13 protein-coding genes and 1 pseudogene are annotated in these 19,644 nt (G+C 51.6%); 8 read left to right on the top strand and 6 right to left on the bottom strand.

Features of this window, described 5'->3' with window-relative positions; all coding sequences use genetic code 11:
- The 8 genes from KOR42_RS06855 (at position 1) to KOR42_RS06820 (ending at position 13,705) form a co-directional block, all read left to right on the top strand.
- The gene (locus tag KOR42_RS06855) at positions 1-1,734 is read left to right on the top strand and encodes a LamG-like jellyroll fold domain-containing protein (RefSeq protein ID WP_197440934.1); all 1,734 of its coding nucleotides are present in this window, start codon (positions 1-3) and stop codon (positions 1,732-1,734) included.
- Between the two features lie 404 nt (positions 1,735-2,138).
- Positions 2,139-5,585 carry a PVC-type heme-binding CxxCH protein gene (locus tag KOR42_RS06850; RefSeq protein WP_390620867.1) on the top strand — a complete coding sequence of 1,149 codons (3,447 nt, stop codon included), beginning with the start codon at positions 2,139-2,141 and terminating at the stop codon, positions 5,583-5,585.
- Between the two features lie 379 nt (positions 5,586-5,964).
- Positions 5,965-8,214 (top strand): right-handed parallel beta-helix repeat-containing protein, encoded by a 2,250-nt coding sequence (locus tag KOR42_RS06845; protein WP_146508216.1) that lies wholly within the window; start codon positions 5,965-5,967, stop codon positions 8,212-8,214.
- Between the two features lie 133 nt (positions 8,215-8,347).
- The gene (locus tag KOR42_RS06840; RefSeq protein ID WP_197440933.1) at positions 8,348-9,589 is read left to right on the top strand and encodes a putative glycoside hydrolase; all 1,242 of its coding nucleotides are present in this window, start codon (positions 8,348-8,350) and stop codon (positions 9,587-9,589) included.
- Positions 9,586-10,746 carry an alpha/beta hydrolase gene (locus tag KOR42_RS06835; protein WP_146508212.1) on the top strand — a complete coding sequence of 387 codons (1,161 nt, stop codon included), beginning with the start codon at positions 9,586-9,588 and terminating at the stop codon, positions 10,744-10,746. The genes KOR42_RS06840 and KOR42_RS06835 overlap by 4 nt, the downstream gene beginning before the upstream one ends.
- Positions 10,747-10,873: 127 nt before the next feature.
- Positions 10,874-11,665: a 3-keto-disaccharide hydrolase gene (locus KOR42_RS06830; protein WP_197440932.1), complete on the top strand. Its 792-nt coding sequence runs from the start codon at positions 10,874-10,876 to the stop codon at positions 11,663-11,665.
- Positions 11,666-12,030: 365 nt separating this feature from the next.
- A complete protein-coding gene (locus KOR42_RS06825; RefSeq protein WP_146508210.1) occupies positions 12,031-12,555 on the top strand; it encodes an RNA polymerase sigma factor in 525 nt (174 codons plus the stop codon).
- Entirely contained in the window at positions 12,545-13,705 is a 1,161-nt protein-coding gene (locus KOR42_RS06820; RefSeq protein WP_146508208.1) for a hypothetical protein, read from the top strand. Before KOR42_RS06825 ends, KOR42_RS06820 begins: the two co-directional genes overlap by 11 nt.
- A gap of 63 nt (positions 13,706-13,768) precedes the next feature.
- Here the strand turns inward: KOR42_RS06820 and KOR42_RS06815 are convergent, their stop codons facing one another.
- The 6 genes and pseudogenes from KOR42_RS06815 to KOR42_RS27335 all read right to left on the bottom strand — a co-directional run.
- Entirely contained in the window at positions 13,769-14,506 is a 738-nt protein-coding gene (locus KOR42_RS06815; protein WP_197440931.1) for a tetratricopeptide repeat protein, read from the bottom strand.
- A gap of 99 nt (positions 14,507-14,605) precedes the next feature.
- On the bottom strand, positions 14,606-16,237 hold the full coding sequence (locus tag KOR42_RS06810; protein ID WP_197440930.1) for a Kelch repeat-containing protein: 1,632 nt from the start codon (positions 16,235-16,237) through the stop codon (positions 14,606-14,608).
- Positions 16,238-16,326: 89 nt separating this feature from the next.
- Positions 16,327-16,794 carry a hypothetical protein gene (locus KOR42_RS06805; RefSeq protein ID WP_231740728.1) on the bottom strand — a complete coding sequence of 156 codons (468 nt, stop codon included), beginning with the start codon at positions 16,792-16,794 and terminating at the stop codon, positions 16,327-16,329.
- On the bottom strand, positions 16,784-17,716 hold the full coding sequence (locus KOR42_RS06800) for a DUF1559 domain-containing protein (protein ID WP_231740725.1): 933 nt from the start codon (positions 17,714-17,716) through the stop codon (positions 16,784-16,786). Before KOR42_RS06800 ends, KOR42_RS06805 begins: the two co-directional genes overlap by 11 nt.
- Before the next feature lie 670 nt (positions 17,717-18,386).
- The gene (locus KOR42_RS06795; RefSeq protein ID WP_146508200.1) at positions 18,387-19,283 is read right to left on the bottom strand and encodes an SDR family oxidoreductase; all 897 of its coding nucleotides are present in this window, start codon (positions 19,281-19,283) and stop codon (positions 18,387-18,389) included.
- 111 nt (positions 19,284-19,394) lie between these two features.
- Positions 19,395-19,644: pseudogene (locus KOR42_RS27335) on the bottom strand (hypothetical protein); the annotation flags it as partial.

Genomic DNA, 19,644 nt, shown 5'->3' with positions numbered 1-19,644 from the left:
GTGCCGAAGAACCGATTCGAAGAGCTCCTCAGCCGGTTGCTTGATGACGATATCTCCGACGCCGAGATTGCTGAGCTCGTCGAATGTATCTCTGCTGATCCAGACCGGTTACAACAGCTTCGCGATCACCTTCAGATCAGCGATCGGCTCTCGCAGTACGAAGACGAGTTACGCGACCAGGAGCGATTTCTGTCGTCGCTTCAAGTTCGGGCACACGCTGCTGAGGATAGCGAGGGATTTGTCAATCAAGTCGTTGCCTCGGCTGTTCATGAAGAGCAAATCGAACATCGGGAGCGCCAAGCTGGCACGACACTGAAAAGCCTTCGTGACTGGTACCGATTCCGCACGATGACCGGCTGGATTATTGCGACGACTGTGTCGCTGCTGCTCTTTGCCGTTCTCGCAAGACAAGAAGGTCTTCAAAACCGAAACGAGTCTCCACTTCTGATTGATCGGGAAAGCACATCCGATCCCACAGACATGGATGACGGAGGAGTTGCTGTTCTGACACGAGTTGCCGGGCTTTCTGGCGTTGAAACCGAGGACTGGCAGATTGGGGAGACAATTCCCCCAAGGTCCATGGCATGGGAAGCAGGCCTCCTCCAGTTGGAGTTTTACTGCGGAGCAACAGTCGTCGTGGAAGGTCCGGCAGATATTGAAATTGTCGATGAGTCTCGAGTCATTTGCAGAAAGGGTCGTCTCCGCGCTCATGTTCCCAAACCGGCTCGCGGATTTTCAGTCCTTGCTCCATCGTTCGAACTTGTCGATCTCGGAACCGAATTCGGGTTGGACGTCTCGGGGGATGGCCTCGCTGAAGTTCACGTCTTCGACGGGAAAGTCGAACTCTACGATGCTGAATCGAACCGGAATCAGACAACTTTACGAGAACTCAACGCCGGCGACGCACTTGCCGTTGATAGCAACGGAACCTCCGCTTCAATAGCCGTGCGAGATGCCGATTTTGTCAGCCCCGATCGGTTGAGCACACTCACAGATGCACGGCAGCGAGAGAGGCTCCAGAACTGGCAAGCTTTCCGCAATTCGCTTCAGGATGACCCGCGAGTCATTGCGTACTTTCCCTTCGATCGAAATGTTCAGGCAGACCGGCTTCTGATCGGGCATGGACCAGAGGACACGAAAGTGGAAGGTGCAATTGTTGGTTGCGAATGGGCTGAGGGACGATGGCCCGGAAAAACATCATTGCAATTCAAGCGCCCCGGAGACCGAGTCAGAATCACCATCCCCGGTGAGTTCGAATCCCTCACGTATTCCACCTGGATTCGGATTGATGGGCTCGACCGACTCTCCAACTCTCTGGTCTTGGCCGATGGCTTCAGCGTCAACCAGCCCCACTGGCAGATCCGGCAGAGCGGGTCCCTCGTTCTTGGAGTACGGTACGGGAAGGGCGAGTCGCACAGCTACAGGACGGAGTCGATTTTCAATCTCTTTCGACTTGGGCAATGGGTACATTTGGCGACCGTCTACGACGCCGAAAACTCGCATGTTCTGCACTATGTTAACGGAGAAGTGGCGACTCGCGAGCCCCTCAAATCTCCCCCCACAGGATTGTTAAGTATTGGAAACGCCACCATTGGGAACTGGAGCGCTCCAACAAGTCGTCACCGCCGAACGAGTGTTCGAAACCTGAATGGATGTATGGACGAACTGATCATCTTCGGACAAGCCATTGATAGGGACGAAGTGCGTCGAATTTACGAACTTGGTCGCCCCTGACACCGGAAGCCCCATGAGAACCAATTGTGCGTCAAAAGGGATTCAGCGTGAAACCACCGTTTCGAAACTTTGATGTTCAATTGTAGAAAAGTTCACGAGAGGCTGGAGGGTCTCAATGCTGTCGAATAACATCAAAACTCACCTATCGATGAGATCCTCACACTAACCGCCAACGAGCGACGACTTCATGACGGACGAACTTCGCAATCGGAGGTGTCGTTCACAAATTGGCCTCAATCACACTTACATCACTTAAAACCGAGTACCCTCCCCCTTTCGATCTATAACCTGGACAACTTATGCTCGCAGCAATTCTCCAATTACATAGAAATCCAGCGTTCCCTGACGATCCCACACACCGGGCGAGATCGTCAGTTCGCAGCCGCGTGACAATGGCTGCCGGGATGTTGTTCACCGTTTTCTCCATTCTGGTCTGCTCGGAAGTCCGGTCTGAAGAAGCTTCTTTCGAGTTCCAGGAAGACGATGTCGTCGCCATTTTCGGGAACGGGCTGGCTGACCGCATGCAACATGCACCGTGGGTCGAAACGGTTTTGCAGTCGAATCTGCAAGGAAAGAACATCCGCTTCCGCAACATGAGCTTCTCAGGGGATATCGTCAACGAGCGTCCTCGAAACAAGGGATTTACCAACGACACCGAGTATCTGCAACATGTCTCCCCGAGTGTCGTCTGGATCATGTTCGGTTACAACGAGTCGCATGGCGGACCGGAGAAAGCTTCCGCCTACGAACAAGAACTCGTCAAGCTGGTGGAAAAGTATCGAACACTTCGCAAAGAGGCAGGAGTCGACGCGAGATTCGTCTTATTTAGTCCGATTGCTTACGAGAACACCGGAAAGCCCAACTTGCCAGATGGCAAAGAACTAAACGCCAATCTAAAAGCTTACACGCTCGCAACTCAACGAGCAGCCGAAGCTTCCGGCGCGACCTTTGTCGATCTATACACTCCGACCCTCAAGTTATATGAGACGACTCCGGAACAGTTAACGCTCAACGGGATTCACCTGAACGCATTGGGGTATCGCAAACTTGCCGATGTTATCGCGGAGCAGCTGACCGGAGAGCCATCAACTAATGACGAAAACCTTCCACTGGTTTACGAAACAGTTGAAGACAAGAACTGGCACTGGCACAATCGCTATCGCGCTACCGATGGCAACGACATTTGGGGCTCACGCTCAACTCTCAGCTTCGTTGATGGACAAACCAATGCAGACGTACTGGTCCACGAATTGAAAATGCTGGACCTGATGACGTCCAATCGCGACCCGGTGATTTGGGCTGCCGCGGCTGGAAATTCGATTAAACCGGATGACTCCAATGTCCCCTCACCAGTGGCTGTAAAAACCAATGTCGGTGGCGGAAGCCGTAGCTCCAGCGAAGCGAAAGAAGGGAGTTCCGATTATCTTTCTCCCGAAGAAAGCCTGGAACAAATTAACATTCCCGATGGATTCGAGTTAAACATCTTCGCCTCAGAAGAGATGTTCCCGGATCTCGCTAACCCGGTCCAACTTCAAGTCGATTCAAAAGGACGACTCTGGGCAGCCAGCTGGAACTCGTATCCGAAATGGGAACCGGGTGATGAACTCAAAGACAGCTTGATGATCTTCGTCGACAACGATCGAGACGGGGTCGCCGACGAGCGGAAAATCTTCGCTCATGTCCACAACCCCTTGGGATTCGAATTCTGGGGTGGCGGAGTTCTCGTCACGTCGGGCCCGGACCTTCTGTTTCTAAGAGACACTGACGGAGATGACAAAGCCGATGTCCGATTTCCGATCCTTCAGGGACTGGGAACTTCGGACACTCACCATGCTGCGAACAATCTGATCTATGGCCCTGACGGGGGAATCTATTGGCAAAGCGGAATTTTCCTTGTCCACAATCACGAAACCCCCTGGAAGCAGAACCTCAGTACCGGTGGTTCCGGGATGTATCGCTTCGATCCTCGAACGTTCGCAATCACACCAGTTGCAGCGAACAGCCCGAACCCGCATGGAACAAGTTTCGACCGTTGGGGTTACTTGTATGCCAACGACGGAACGGGAGGAAAGTCGTACCAGGTTCGGCGTAAAGGGAACGGCTTCCAAATGCACTCCCTGTTGGAGAAAGAATTCCGTCCGGTGCCGGCAAACGAAATCCTCTCGTCGGCTCACTTCCCTCAAGATATGCAACAAGACTTTCTGGTCCTCAACGTGATCGGATTTCTGGGAGTGAGACAGTATGACCTCGACAGAGGAGACGGCGGTCGACGCGAGTACGGAAATGTGTGGGGGACTCCGGTTCAGGATTTATTGAATGGCGAAGACCGCAATTTCCGCCCGAGTGATGCAATCATTGGTGAAGACGGTGCACTTTATGTTGCCGACTGGCACAACATGATCATCGGCCATATGCAACACAACATTCGTGATCCGAGTCGCGATCACAAACACGGCCGAATCTTGCGATTGACAGTCAAAGATCGGCCACTGCAGGAACCGGTCGCCATCGCCGACCAACCGATTGAGAAGCTTCTTGAAAACCTCAAGCATCCGGTCGACGGGGTTCGCCATCGCACCCGAATCGAATTAAGTGGCCGTAATTCCGAAGCTGTGATTAACGCCGCTCAAGCATGGGCCGAAGACTTTGATCCGAATGACGAAGAGGAAGCTCACCATCTGTTAGAAGCATTGTGGCTTCACCAGCAACACAATGTCACCAACGAAGAGTTGCTCAATAAACTGCTCAACTCCGATGTTCCACATGCAGCTGTCGCAGCCAAAACGGTTCAACATTTCTGGACGAAGTTCGACACGAAACTCGCCTCCGATTTTGCTGCACCGCCGGAACTTCACGTGGTCACCTATCGTCCACCACGCCATCTCGACCGAAAGTATCACGGCTCGTATCGGCGCGGCAGCGAGATCTTCCAGCGTGAATCGCATTGTGCGACTTGCCACCAAACAAGTGGCGAAGGCAACGGAGTTGTCTATCCCCCATTGGTCGGAAGCCCTTGGGTCACCGGAAGCGAGGAGCGTTTAATTAAACTTGCACTCCATGGAATGTGGGGAAAAATGCAGGTTCGAGGAAAAATTTATGACCCTTCCCGGGGTGTCCCTCCCATGACTGCCTTTCGCGATTTATTAAACGATGATGAAATGGCAGACGTATTAACATTCGTCCGCAACACGTGGGGCAACAAAGCTTCTCCAATCGATTCAGAGACCGTCGCGCGAGTCCGCACAGAGTCGTCGGATCGAACGACATTCTGGAAACCGGAAGATCTCGCCAAGCTTCATCCGCTTGAGAAGGAACTGATGTCCGATGAAGACCTGAAGCAGCCGGAAGAGATCAACAACTTGGCACTGGAAAAGGAACTGCTCAATCAATCTCCCGACGAACTGGCGCAAATCGCTTGGGAAGAAGGAAACGAGAGACGCGGGAAGCGATTGTTCTATACGTCGGCAGCCTCATGTTTCGCATGTCATGATCCTCCCGGAAACGCACCGCGCATGGGTCCGGACCTGACTCAACTTAAGAAGGAGATGAAGCCTGTCGACTGGGTCAACTCAGTTCTGCATCCGTCACAGAAAATTGACAAGGAGTTTGCACAAATCAATGTCATGACTGTCGAAGGGAAAGTCGTCACCGGAATTCGAATTTCCGAAGACGACAACGAAATCATCTTGAGAAACCTGGCTGCTCCAAAGCCAATTACGATTCCTCGTCAATCCGTCGACGAATTAATCGAATCAAAGGTTTCGATGATGCCCGCAGGATTGGTTCGCTCACTGAAGAACCGTCAGGAATTCAACGACTTGTTGAAGTACCTGATCAGCCTGAAAAAGTAGCGGACGTCACTTCAGGACTCGGTTCCGAACTGTGTTCAAAGCAGTGGGCTTTCCAAAGAACCACTCGAATCGCAGTTTTGGAACCGATCCGAGAGCATTGCCATCCGTGGTTTGTCGCGATTCGTGACGACCAACGTGATCAAACATCTCAACCGATCTGCTACCGCTGTCGTGACCTGATTCAGATCGACGATAGCGGTAGCGAATCGATCGTTGCTGAGAATTCGTCAGTTCGAAGTCAATATTTGGTGAGCACGTGCTCGCTCAACCATGGATAGCGGGCGCGGCACCCACTCCATCAAGCAGTGCTACTCCAACAGGAAGTGCACTGAAGAAGCGACTTTCGCTGGAAAGAAGTGGTGATATGGGGGTGTCTTCAATGAGACGGAAGAGCGGACGCGATCCGAGTGCGACTTTCTGTCCGATTTCGATTTCTCTGGCGCCCAAATTTGGCAACGTCGTCTTTCTCGCACTGGCATTCGCTGCTGCGTGTTGCTCGAGCGAATGTGCCGCTCTTGAAGCAGACTTCTATGTCTCGCCACAAGGTTCCGATACATGGTCGGGGAGCCTTCCTGCCCCCAATTCGAACCTGACCGATGGTCCGTTTGCGTCGCTTGCACGTGCTCGCGATGCCGTCCGAGAGTCGCGAAAGAATCGCGAGAAAGACGTCCTTGTTCTCATTCGAGACGGAAGGTACCAGTTGAATCAAACGGTCGTCTTCAGCCTCGAAGACTCCGGGACCGCGGGCTCGACCGTCACTTATGCTGCCTATCCAGGTGAAACTCCGATTTTCAGTTCTGGAAAGAAAATCACCGGCTGGAGGAAGCCGACGTCCCCGCCTCCGGGGCTCACAAACGAGGCTCCTGAACATGTTCTCGTCGCGGATGTCGACGACTCTTTCTGCGCCCTCTTCGATTCGGACGGACTACTTCCCCGCGCCCGTTCAGAAAGATTTATTCCTCTCAGTGGCGGAACGCGCAACGAGATTCACTTCCCTCCCGAGCAATTTCATCCTTGGCCGAATGTCGAGGACATCGAAGTTGTCGTTCGTCCCCATCACGCTTGGATCGTGAACATCCTTCCGCTTGAGTCGATTGATGAACAGCGACGGGTTGGCCGCACATCTGTCAGCGCGACCTACGCAATGAACCGCCTCCATTTTCTCAAAGATACTGAGTCATGCTGGATTGAGAACACACTGTTCGAACTCGATTCTCCCGGGGAATGGGTTTTGAACAAAGCGGAAGGCAAGCTCTACCTCTGGCCCCGGAACACGTCAGCAGTCTTCGCTCCTCAGTTGACGGAATTAATCCGAATCGAAGGCGAGATTGATGTTGCTGCCCCCCAGGACATCCCTGTTCAAAACTTATGCTTTAAAGGTCTTACATTCATACATGGGGACCGCTATCAGTTATCCAACGCAGATGCTGGCCTGCAACACGATTGGGAGCTTCATGACAAAGACAACGCTCTGATTCGGCTGCGGGGGACAGAGAATTGTCGGGTTGAGCAGTGCCGATTCGCTCACAGTGGAAGCGGCGCAATTCGGATAGACCTTCATGGTCAAAACAACACGGTGTCCGACAATCTAATCGAGAACATGGGAGGAACCGGAGTTCTCCTCTGCGGTTATGGACCGGGGAAAAAGGATGTCAACCGAAACAATCTCATCCAGAACAATCACATCCACCATTGCGGCCGCATCTATTCCCACTCCCCCGGCATCATGGTCTGGCAAAGTGGAAGCAATCGCGTTGCGAACAACCTCATTCATCACACTCCGTACACGGGAATCATTATCTCCGGATGCATGGCTGATTTCTTTCGTCGAAATGGACGCGAACTCAGCAGGACGATCCGTCACAACGAACTTGATCTGTTGCCAAGAAACCCAACGCGAAACGACGTACTCGGATACCTCCACACGAATGACAACGTCATCGAGTACAACGAAATCCATCACGCAATGGAGTTGCTCGGTGATGGAAATGGAATCTACATAAGAGGCGCTGGCTCGGGAAATATCATTCGCCACAATTATATTCATCACCTTGTTGCACCAATGCAGATGCAGGCTGCGATTCGAACAGACGGGGGACAGACAGACACGCATATCTTCGGCAATCTCATCTATCGATGCGCTACGCAAGGGATCATTCTCAAGCTGAATAATAAGTGCGAAAACAATATTGTCGCAGAGATCCTTGCCCCTCCTCGAGGTTATTACCTTTCTCTCCGCGAGGGGCCGATGACGGGAGCGACAATCCAACGAAACATCTTCTATTCGAAATCCGAGCCCTGCACATTCATCGATGAATTGCCGCCTGGGCGCAGAAACAATACGGAAGATCGTCGCGGCCGTCTTCTGGCTAAATCACATCAGGCTGCGACCGACTTTAACATTTATTACTGCGTTGAAAACAACGAACTTGGCACAGCCATGCTTGCCAATCAGAAACGCGACGGCGTCGATATCCACAGCCTCGCCGAAGATCCGCTCTTCGTTGATCCCGAGAACGGAGACTTTCGATTAGCTCCTGATTCGCCAGCGCTCCGTCTCGGTTTCGAACAGACCGACTGGTCGAAGGTGGGGTTGGAGAAAACTTCTCACCAGTATGCAAACCAATAACCCGCGACACGTCAGAAGTGAGTCAGAATCACACTCGCGACCACTCGGCGATTTTGCTCAAGCACACTCAATTTCTCCTCCCGTCAGAAGACCGATTCCGCAAGAGTTCGTACAACATCATCCGGCAGCCATTATGAAACGAACCCATCTCTTCACCTACCTCTTCACCTTCATCATTGGCTTCCAGTTTACATGCCCATCAAAAGCATTCGCAAATGAAGCGGCTAAACCCTCCTCGCCCAACAATTGCGAGGATCAGAAGCCAAACCATCCTAAGTTTTCCTGGGACACGATTCCCCTGTACATGCATATTCGCAAGGCGACTGCATACTCCGATGAAGAACTAAACTTTCTGGCAAAGTTCCCGCTGATCACTTTCGAAAAGGCCAATGGCCATCGCGACTATGGATCGATTGAAGCAGGAACGCTCGCCGCCGCCCGAGCCGTGAAAGCAATCAATCCGGATACCACGATTCTCTACTACCGAAATGTCATCGTTCATTATCAAGGTTATGAAGCCGACAAAGAGCTTGAACAGATTCCCGATGCCTTTTTACACGATTCAAACGGACGAACGAACCTGATTCGGAATCGACTCGAGGCCTACGACCTGTCCAACGAAAGTGTGCGTCGATGGTGGGTACGTGCATGCCAGGATGTGACATCTTCCCCACATATCGACGGTGTTTTCCTCGACGGAAACGTGAAGGCACTTGAACCGAACTTTCTTCGCAATCAGATCGGTGCTTCCAGAAAAGACGAGACAATCGATGGTTATCACTCGTTAACTAAACAAACACGAGAAGCGATCGGTCCCGACAAACTGATGGTCGCCAACATCCTCCGTGCTCGCTTTGACAATGCTGGGTTGGAATACCTCGACACCTTCGACGGGTCTTATCTCGAGGGCTTCTTTCACAATGTAGAAGGAGTCAGCTACGAAGAGTACGTAGCGAAAGGAATTGATGCGATGCAGCAGGCCGCTCGTCAGGGGAAAATCATCGCTTTTACATCCGGGATGATCCCTCCCGGAGCGGAGACGCGAAATACCAGCGTTCTCGGGATTGATGAGCCTCACAGAATTGCAGGCTCCGATGATCAAACAAAATCGAGCCTCGTCTACCCACTGGCCATCTTTCTGATCTGCGCCGAGAAGCATAGCTATTTTCGCATCCACGAAGGATATTCCGCCGACGAAAACACCAGATGGATGAGATGGTTTCCAGAGTACGATCGACCGCTTGGCCCTCCGAAAGGTCCGGCACAGAGAGACGGGTTTCGATACTCACGGTCTTTTCAACATGCAACGGTTTCGGTCGATCTTGAGAATCGAAACGCAGAAATTCAATGGCACAAGAATCGAGGCGACAAATGACCCGAACTTTATCCTTCTACACAATCGCCATCGTCATCCATCTCAGCGGTGCGCTCGCGTTTGCACAAAATGAAGTGGCGTCAATGAGCAACATTAGCGCCGAATCGCTTGATCGAGCCAACCGATTGATGGAGAGGATCGACAGCGACGGGAACGGAACATTTGAAAAGTCGGAAAACGAACGAACCTGGAGACGCTACGCAAAACTGGACGTCAATCGCGACGAAGTCCTCTCCGTTGAAGAACTGGCAGCTGCGCCAGTCCGGTCACTCGACACGAAAGGTGAAAAGAAACTGAACGTCGTCTACAAGACGATCGGGAATCGCAAACTATTACTGGACCTTTATTATCCTGAAACCCATAACAACAAGGAAGAGAATGTCTTTCCTTTAATAGTTTACACACATGGTGGAGGATGGGCTGCGGGGAGCAAGGAAGGAATTGCAAACGGTTCGTTTCGGGTTGTTTTTGAAAGACTGCTCGATCATGGATTTGCAGTTGCTTCCGTCGGCTACCGACTCTGTCGAGCCAATAGTGGAGTCACCATGCGAGATTGCATCATCGATTCCAAAGATGCTGTCCGCTACCTGGCGAAGAACAGTGCCGCCCTCCAACTTGATCCTTCTAACGTTTTTGTCATGGGTGATTCTGCCGGTGGGCAAATTGCTCAGTTGCTCCTTCTCTCATCTCCCGAATCTTTACCCGGAAGCCCGGACTTGAAGGAGACTTCTTACAGAATGGTCGCCGGAGTCTCCTGGTATGGACCATCTGACTTCGAACGAATCGATCTGTTTAACCATGACGATCGACCTGACTTCCACGATCGATTTGGTGCTCGTATTCTCGGAAACAACTCCGATCCGTCGGACAAAAATCGACTCTATCGAGAGATGAGTCCCGTCGCTTACCTGAAGCCAGTGAGTCCGCCGCTACTGATGATCCAGGGCGACAAGGACACAACCATTCCAGTCAAACATGCCTACCACATGAAGAAAAAGGCCGATGAGCTAGACGCACCCGTCGAGATCATGATCATCCAGAACTCTGGGCACAACTGGAGAAAAGTCGACGCAGAAATCTCTCCGACACGAGAGGAAATCATCGATCGAACAGTGCAGTTCTTTGTCGACCATCGCATGAAAGAAGAGAACAAGTAACCTTACAAATTGTAGCGTCAACATCTCACATCATCGCGCCACACGTCGAGTAGATTAATTCTCTCACCGCAAACGAGAAGTTGATCGATGTGTCCGCGCGATTAAATTCAATCGGAGCAATTCAGCAATGAGAGTCCATCATCATCTTGTGCTTCTAATGAGTCTCGTGACGATCACTTTCCTCTCGGAAGCCAAGATCCTCATGGCTGACGAGATTGACACCACAGACAGCGGGGACGCGCAGACATCTATGGACTCACCAGCTTCAACGCTTGGACTCGCTCCGCCTGAGGGGGCGATTGTGCTGTTCGACGGCTCCAATCTCGATGCCTGGGAGCCGTTCTCTTTCCTAAAGATTAATCCAAAGCAGGATCAAAAGGAGATCCAATGGAAAATTGTCGACGGTCAGTCGCTTCAGATCGCACTCGATCATAACGGGAAGCGTCGCAAGCAGTTTCTATGTACGAAAGAGAAATTCCGTGATTACTCGTTGCACCTGGAGTTTCAGCTGCCAAAAGATGGCGGGCAAGGGAATAGCGGCGTTTTCTTTGGACCGCTTTACGAACTACAGATCCTGGACAGTGCCGCAAAGAGAGTCGCTGGACTGTCAGACTGCGGAGCGATCTATCAAATCGCTCCGCCGACCGTGAACGCTGCACTTCCGCTCGGGGAGTGGCAAACCGTCGATCTGGATTATCAATCCGCACGATTTGACAAGGCCGGTCATCGAATCGAACGCGACGCCGCCCGTGTTTCCATCCGTCTCAACGGCAAGCTTATCCACGATGACGTCAAGCTTTCGCTTCGTAGAAATAAGTACGCTGCCTTTCCAGAAGAGCCCACCTCACCGATCGTTCTTCAGGAACATGGCTCTCCGGTCAAATTCCGAAACATCTGGCTCGTTGAGAACAATGACTAGCTGGGAATTGACGCACCGGACTTTCTACGAAGCACCGCTTCCGAAGGTCTGACAAGTCGAGACGCGTCGGCGATCGGCGATTCAGTGCGTCCTGAATATTGCCTTCTTCTGTCGGATTCGCGTTGCGACTCTCGATTTCCCGGTGCCGTTGAAGTCCGGAATCAATGAACGCATCGTGTTCTTTGCAATTTTCGGTCGAAATCGAGATTTGGCTGTAAGGACTCTCAATCCCGGGTGACCAATACCTTCAGAAGTGATCTGAAACCCTGTGAATTGCCCCATGTGTCCATGAAGTTCGTCGATCGAGCGACAGGGTGAAGATTCACTCTTGAAAGAGAGCATGTCGCGCTGAACAAAGGTCATTCGTGGACGATCAAGACCAACAGTTGGTGTTTATCAACTGGCTCGAGGATCACAGTGCCTCGGTCATGAAGGTCGCCCGCGCTTACACACTCAACAGCGAGGACTGTCAAGATCTCGCACAAGAGATTCTGCTGCAGGCATGGCGGTCCGTCCCAAAGTTTTCTGGCAAGTCAACTGCGGCAACCTGGTTCTATCGGGTCGCTTTGAACACGGCCATGAACTGGAAGCGTAAAGACAAACCTCGACGCGAATCTCAACAGCCTCTGATTGACATCAACGTTCCGGAACCACACGGCCCCGACAGTTCAGAGAGGCTGCTACATCAAGAGATGATCGAGAACCTCTATCAAGCGATTCATCAACTCCCGAAGACCGATGCGGCACTCGTACTCTTGTATCTCGACGAACTGAGCTATCAAGAAATGGCCGAAGTGCTTGGAGTTACAGAAAATAGTATCGGCGTGAAGTTAAATCGCGCTAAAAAGAAACTCGCGACAATCTTAAACGGAGGTTGCGATGAATCTTGACGAATACCGACAAGCGTGGAAAGAAGATGAGGCACAAATGAATATTACCTTTGACTCCGACCTTCTGTCGAAAGAAGTCCTTCGTTCTCACCAGAGCTTTCAATCAATGATCTATTGGCGTGACTTCCGCGAAGTTGGAGTCTCGCTGGTCATGATTCCCTTGTGGTTACTGTTGGGCAGCATGATGTCCCTACCGTGGACCTGGTACTTGACCATTCCCGCTTTGATCTGGATCGCCGCCTTCATCTTCGTTGACCGTTCGCGTCATCCGCAGCGGCCGAGCCACCCGGGAGAACCACTTCTCTTCTACGCGAAGGAGTCGCTCGAACAGACGGAACATCAAATCTGGCTCCTGCGGAATATCTTCTGGTGGTATCTACTCCCTTTTTGTATCTCAATTATGGCATTCTTTGTAAATGTTGCCTGGAACAGCTCAGATGGCCTCTTGGGTTTTTCTCTGCTTTCCGGGATCGGAGCAATTTTCCTTTACGTGATTTATTCGGCAGTTTATCGACTCAATCAGACCGCCGTGACTGAGCAACTTGAACCGCGCCGCGATGATCTTCAAAGGCTGATCGACAGCCTCGAAAGAGAAACCGATGACGAAAACGCGGGAGACATCATGGAACTCGTGGCTGCGATTTCCGAATCTGAGAGTGGTTGTGGGGCGTGTTCCGGCTGGCTGAACTGGGCAGAGAACTGGAATCGGCTCGTCCCGTCCTGGCAGACAGCGACAGCAATCATTCTGCCTACTCTTGCGGGAGCGTTGTGCGGGTGGTACTCCGGTACACAGCTTCAGATTCCTGAAATGGGACCAACGCTGTTTCAAGTCATAGTTGGTGCAGTGATCCCGTTTGAAATCGTCTTCTTCTCGATCTGCTGGAGTTCATCGAAGAAGCAGAAGAAGATTCAGGTTGCCCGTGACGAAGAAGCGGCATCGAAGCCGGAAGATAGAATTAAGACCACTTCATCTGATAACGGAATCCGCTTGCCGAAGGCTCCAGCTCTGGTGATTCTAGTCCTCGTGATCTTCCTTGGAGTCATGGCATTCGTTGCGATTGGGGCGTTTTTTCTTCATATGAAAGAAGATCTCAACGCGCACAATGCCCAGGTGATTAAACGTTCTTTTCATTGCACAAACCGCGTCTGAAAACGAGCTCTCTCTGTGATGAAGGTCGCGTTTTGAACAGCAGCATCGAAAAGCTGTCGACGGTCAGCAGCCGCCGCGCATCTCATGCGTTTCAAGCTCGAGGATCTTTTCTCGACAGAAAATCATCCGATCATAGTCGCCCGCTTGTTGATAGAGGTCACGGATTCGGCCGAGGCACTGCTTGCAATGAATCTCAGAGAGTTGATCATCTTCGAGCCCCTTGACCAATTCGTAAGCTTCCTGGTGTCGATTCTGGCTCATTAACAATCCAGCCAGACCAACTCGATAGCGGGCGTTCAACGGATCGAGAGAGATCGCGCGGCGTGCCAGCGATTCCGTAATCGCTGTGGTCAATCCAGCACGTGCGACATAGTAGCTCAGCGAGTAGTAAGCTTGTGCGTTGTCGGGATCTCGCTCAGTCGCTTTTCGACAAGCATCAACTGAAAGATCCGGTCGTCCGATCGAATCGAGGCCAGCGGCGATTTCAATCAAGAGAGCAACTGATATCGCAGGATCATTGATGATATCGACCAACAGATCTCTTGAGAGTTCGCGCTTGCCGATTTCCCCATAGCCCAATGCAAGGTAAGCGCGGCTCTTAATCCGTAGAGGAATATAAAGACTCGCCTGTTCCAGTGCCGACACGGAACGGGAAAACTCGTGGCTGCGAAACTGAATCAAGCCCAACAATTCCCAACCACGACCATCATGTTCATTTTGGTCCAGGAATTGTTTCGTCAGATTTAATGCAGAATCCAAATCGCCCGCTTCGTACTTGATCACCGCTTGTTCAAGAATCACGAACGTCCCCTCCATCTTCTCAATCAATCATTAAATCAAAGCGAAAAAAAAGTGGTTGCGGGAGTTTCCCGCAACCACAAAAGACGCATTGCGTCCAACTTACTCTTTGCTCACGTCGAGAATCTCGACTTCTTCAAACTTTCCGACAGCCATGCTCGCTCCACCCACAACAAGGAGTTCGTGGTCGCTGACTGGCAGCATGCGATGAAAGAATCGAGCGGTCGGAGTTTTGGCGACAATCTCCCACTGAGAACCATCGTCTGACAGACGCTGCAGGTTGCCTTTGAAAGTGCTGGCGTAGAGATGTCCGCCTGCCGCAAATGCTGATGCTCCGAATCCTGTCATCCCGGCCGAGAATCGACTTCCGGAACTGTCATCGTCAGATTCTTTAGAAGCTTCCACGACCAGTTCTGGTCCTTCTGACCAGGTTTCAGTTTGCGGATCGTAAATGTTCATCGCGGTCGTTGGTCCCCCTTCCGATTGCATTCCACCAATGACGTAGAGCTTGTCGTTGAAGGCTGCCACTGCCAATGCCCGTCGCTGAAACGGTGGTTCTGGAAGTGCTGTCCACTGGGGATCTTCTGCATTCAAGTCCATCGACCATGCCGTCTGGTGCCAAACTTCGTCGCTCTCGCCCTGAAGTTGCCAACCACCAATGACGTAGATCGTATCGTTGAGAACTGCTGCGTCGAAAGATGATCGAGGTTCAGGCAGCGAAGGCATCTTGCCCCATTTGTTTTTTGTCAGGTCATAAGCTTCGACAGTGTCTCGCGACCACAAGTCATGCTCTTCTCCTTCACTGTTCTTCGCAGTAAATCCGCCAATTCGATAGAGGCGGTCGCCATGAGCGACCATCGCCAGTCCCTGCAGCGGTGGTCCGTCAACCAGTTCATTCCATTGACCAGTTCCAAGGTTTAATTGAAGGAGAGTGTGCCCCTGCTCTTCATTGGAATAAGAGTGTGCTGAGCCGGAATGACCACCGTAGATGTAGACTTTGTCACCGAGGATTGCACCTCCGAAACTTGTCACAGGCTGCTCAAGCGGTTGGAGGTCTCGTCTCGCAGCCTGTGACAGGTCGGACTGCACTCTTAATGTCAAGGTGGTGTAGTGTCGTGTTTCCGGGTATTCCTTGCCGTCAAACTCGCCTGCTTCCGGTTCGACGTGCTTGGCTCGGATCGAATAGAGACCGGGCTGATCAATTGGAAGAACGATCGTTCCGGACTCCCCGGTTGTGCCTTCGAACTCGAACAACTCCGGACCGCTGGCCACAACTTCACTGCCTTCGACTGCTTCGCCGTTGAAGAGCACTTGCAGATTGACACCGTCAGTGGTCTCTTCCGGGATGACGTCAAGCTTCAACGCTTTCGAAGTGTCGACAGAGGTCCAGGCGCTGGAATTCACTGACGGTCCAGTTTTCGCATAATACTTGAGACGAAAGACGGTATCACCGCGATCCATCACACCGAGATCATGTGTCGCAACGATAATCGTCTTGTCTGTCTCGTCAGCTGGAATTGTCGTTGACACGGAGTCGTCTTTGCGATCGATCTCAAGGACCTCCATCTCTTTTCCTTGCTGAACAGCCCACGCATTCATCCCCTCCGTGTACTTCAAAAATGCGGGGTCATCCGCTGAGGCATCTTCGCCGAAATAGACTTCGATGCGTGTCGTCTCTCCCTTAGTTGCTTGCGGAGCGAGAAAGATGAAATGGGCATCGGCACGTTGCGCCACACTAACCGTGACACCACATGCTATTAGACACAAAGCCGACCTCAGTACAAAACTCTTTTTCATCATATATGTCCTAAAAAGGAGAGGAACTATTTCTGACTGGAAAGTTCAAAGCTATAGGTATTCGGACCTTCAGCAGCAACATGTTCGACAAGTTGACTTCGTTTGTTGTATTTTAATGGAACACGGACGACTTCGATCTTTCGGATTCCCTGTTCTCTGAGCTGTTTGATCGCTTGCTCATCATCCATCGCGTACCCGCCATCGTCGGTTGACACGATCTCGATGCGATGTTCCCCAACGACTGGACCGGATTCGCTGTTGATCTTGAATTGCCCATCGTTGACCGGAACACTTGTCTTGGGGCCTTCCGTTTCTCCTGTTGCGATAAATCGCACGACACCTTGCTTCAGCGGAACATTATCCAACGTGACAGTGCCTTCGACAGCAACTCGTGAAGGACCTTCGCGTCTTGAAGTGCATCCACTTGAGAACATCAACGTCGCTAGCAGGCCGCAGCACACGAAACTCTGCAAATAGCAACTCCTAGAATTCACCGACAATCTCCCCTCCTGATCGTGTCGCGAGCCCGTCCAGGAGTTCGGCATCGATGTTCTCAGAAATGAAGTGCACAGAGCCATCAGAAAACGTGAACTGAACTCCCCCAACGTGATCGCTTCGGAAAGAGCGCGGCCAATTGGTATCGAAGATGCCGTCTTCCGCGATATCACGAGGATTGAAATCGTATTCAGTCGTGGCAGTTGTTGATCCGGGGTATGGGCTGGCCCAATAAGTGAATGAGTACCGTGATTGCCCCGCACAGTCTCCGGAACTAAATTTGTAATCGGGAAGATTGTAGGCGGTCTCACCAATCATCATCGTATTGCTGGTTCCATCCCGAAAGTCGCGAAACTTGGTTTTGCCCGGCGTGCTGTCGGTGTAGACGATCGCTCCATCTAATTCTGGTCTTGGAAGACGATAAAACGACCAGTACTGGTTAAAGTCTTTCGATCCGATGCAGGCAGCATAATTCCCGGGGGCTCTTCCGCTATCTGTATCACAGCTTGGAACCTGTCGACGTAGTGGCGAAGATGGGCAGAGATAAAATGGCAGAACTTGCCCGACAACCTCTTGATTCTCGGGATCCGCGTTCCCCTTGTTGAAATCGTAGAGATTGTAAGCAGACGCCTGCTCGATCATCGGCAAAATGCTGGCAAACAGACTTGAGCCACTCAGGCTTGAGTAACTGAGGCCGCCTGAATTCGCATTCGGAAACTGCAGGTACACGTCGTGATAGTTGTGAATCGCGAGCCCGATTTGCTTCATATTGTTTTTACACTGAGTTCTCCGCGCCGCTTCGCGCGCTTGTTGGACTGCCGGGAGAAGCAAAGCGATAAGAATTGCAATGATGGCAATGACCACGAGCAACTCGATCAACGTGAATCCGCGAGAGCGCATCAGCTTGACTTGGCGATGCATACCAGAACCTCCAAAACTCGGACCGTCTGTGGAAAACGGACACCCCACTCAGGAGTGCCTTCGATTTCCGAGCATGGCTGGCTGCCTTGCGACGCTGGGTGGCTGGCTAAACCTCGGAAGCAAAATCAATATCAGCTGTTACCGACAAGCACACCGACGACCAACTGATACTGAGACTCATTCTCAGCCAGCAACTGCGCCGTGTCAACCAAAAATGGGGTCAGTTTTCAGAAATCCAGCAATCCACCACCTGCAATTTGCACAACGTGCCCCATTTGCACTCAGCCAGCAGGCGCGTCAACCAGAGAAAAGACGCAACAGCGAAGGTCAGCAATCACGAAATGTATCCGCGATTGGACAACAGTTTCCCTCTTGCTCGTCAACAAAAAGAACACGCACCGAGCGGATTGATTCGCTCGATCTTTTCTCTGTGAAGCCGACCAACTTTGTCCCAAAGAAGCAGAATTAGAATCCCCGATGACCAGAACTTCCGTACTGTGCACCTGATTCAACTTCGGAAAACGTCGTCGTTGAGCTTCGGTTGGAAACCAATAGGAATTGTCCGACATAACATCACCCTGACACAGAAACCGAGACTTGAAAGAGAATCACAGACGGTGATCAAAGGGAGCACCTTGTACGGTACAGGCACCTTAAACAATCGGCGAAGTCACCCGTTGATGATCTCGCCGCCATTTACGTGAATAACTTGTCCCGTCATATAGGAACTGTCTTGCGATGCCAGGAATACAAACGCCGTCGCACACTCCCACGGCTGCCCTGCCCGCCCCATTGGAGTATCCGTTCCGAACGTTCCAACTTTCTCGGCGGGGTAGGTAGCGGGGATGAGCGGTGTCCAAATCGGCCCCGGTGCGACCGCATTGACTCGAATTCCCTCAGACACAATCGATTGCGACAACGAACGAGTGAAACTGACAATCGCCCCTTTGCTCGCAGAATAATCGAGTAGCCCGGGGCTTCCCCGATAAGCAGTCACTGAGGTTGTATTAACAATTGAAGCGTTCTCTTGCTTCCTCAGATGCGGAATCGCAGCTTTAGTTAGATAAAACATACTAAAGACATTGGTCGCGAACGTTTTCTCAAGCTGTTCGGGAGAAATGTCTTCAATCGAATCCTTGGGATGCTGTTCGGCAGCGTTGTTCATCAAGACATCGAGCTGCCCATACTTTTCGATTGTCTCCTCGACAACGCGATCACAGAAAGAAGCTTCACCCACGTTGCCTGCGAAAAGTTGGCACTCGCCCCCTTCTTTCGCTATTAGCTCGCGAGTTGCTTTCGCATCCTGATCCTCTTCCAGATAGACAATAGCGACACTTGCCCCTTCTCGCGCGAAGGCAACGGAGACAGCTCGACCGATCCCGCTATCGCCTCCGGAAATGAGAGCAACCTTCCCCTCAAGGCGTCGAGCTCCTTTTGATTGTTCCGGGACATCCCATTCCGGATGAGGAGTCATTTGAAATTCTCGGCCAGGCTGGTGATCTTGAGCCTGCTCTGGACGCGCCAACTGCTCTTGGGCAGTCCCTCTATTTTTCGACTTATTCGCCATTGGATACGGTCCTTTCAATAAAGCGAAATCCGGATGTAATGGACTCTTAATTCGATGACTAAAATTCGCTGCATCCGTTTAAAGATCGTTCATTCAAAATCGTTGCCTCGATCAAACTGGATATTTATATCCATACGCATGGCGGATGAATGGGCGATCCCGATCGTAGTCCCCGGCGTACTGCTCTTTCAGCTTGGAATCGAGCTCAGAGGCTATCCGGAAACTGAGGTTTTGTGAAAGTCTGGTTTTGTTCACACTTTGCGGTTCATCAACGCAAAGGAGTGCACGGTGTCCGAGGCGATTCGAAAAGCGTACCCAAGTGACCTGACTGACCTTCAGTGGGAGATGATCGAAATGATTC

The sequence above is a fragment of the Thalassoglobus neptunius genome, assembly GCF_007859735.1.
Classification (GTDB): domain Bacteria; phylum Planctomycetota; class Planctomycetia; order Planctomycetales; family Planctomycetaceae; genus Thalassoglobus; species Thalassoglobus neptunius.
The sequence above is the reverse complement of the archived record's forward strand: the minus strand, read 5'-3'. Positions and strand labels throughout refer to the sequence as shown.

Excerpts from the sequence above, each read along its gene's own strand:
- KOR42_RS06835 (WP_146508212.1), top strand. The coding sequence starts at position 9,586 with ATGACCCGAACTTTATCCTTCTACACAATCGCCATCGTCATCCATCTC.
- KOR42_RS06820 (WP_146508208.1), top strand. The coding sequence starts at position 12,545 with ATGAATCTTGACGAATACCGACAAGCGTGGAAAGAAGATGAGGCACAA.
- KOR42_RS06850 (WP_390620867.1), top strand. The coding sequence starts at position 2,139 with ATGTTGTTCACCGTTTTCTCCATTCTGGTCTGCTCGGAAGTCCGGTCT.
- KOR42_RS06840 (WP_197440933.1), top strand. The coding sequence starts at position 8,348 with ATGAAACGAACCCATCTCTTCACCTACCTCTTCACCTTCATCATTGGC.
- KOR42_RS06800 (WP_231740725.1), bottom strand. The coding sequence starts at position 17,716 with ATGCATCGCCAAGTCAAGCTGATGCGCTCTCGCGGATTCACGTTGATC.
- KOR42_RS06830 (WP_197440932.1), top strand. The coding sequence starts at position 10,874 with ATGAGAGTCCATCATCATCTTGTGCTTCTAATGAGTCTCGTGACGATC.
- KOR42_RS06795 (WP_146508200.1), bottom strand. The coding sequence starts at position 19,283 with ATGGCGAATAAGTCGAAAAATAGAGGGACTGCCCAAGAGCAGTTGGCG.
- KOR42_RS06845 (WP_146508216.1), top strand. The coding sequence starts at position 5,965 with ATGAGACGGAAGAGCGGACGCGATCCGAGTGCGACTTTCTGTCCGATT.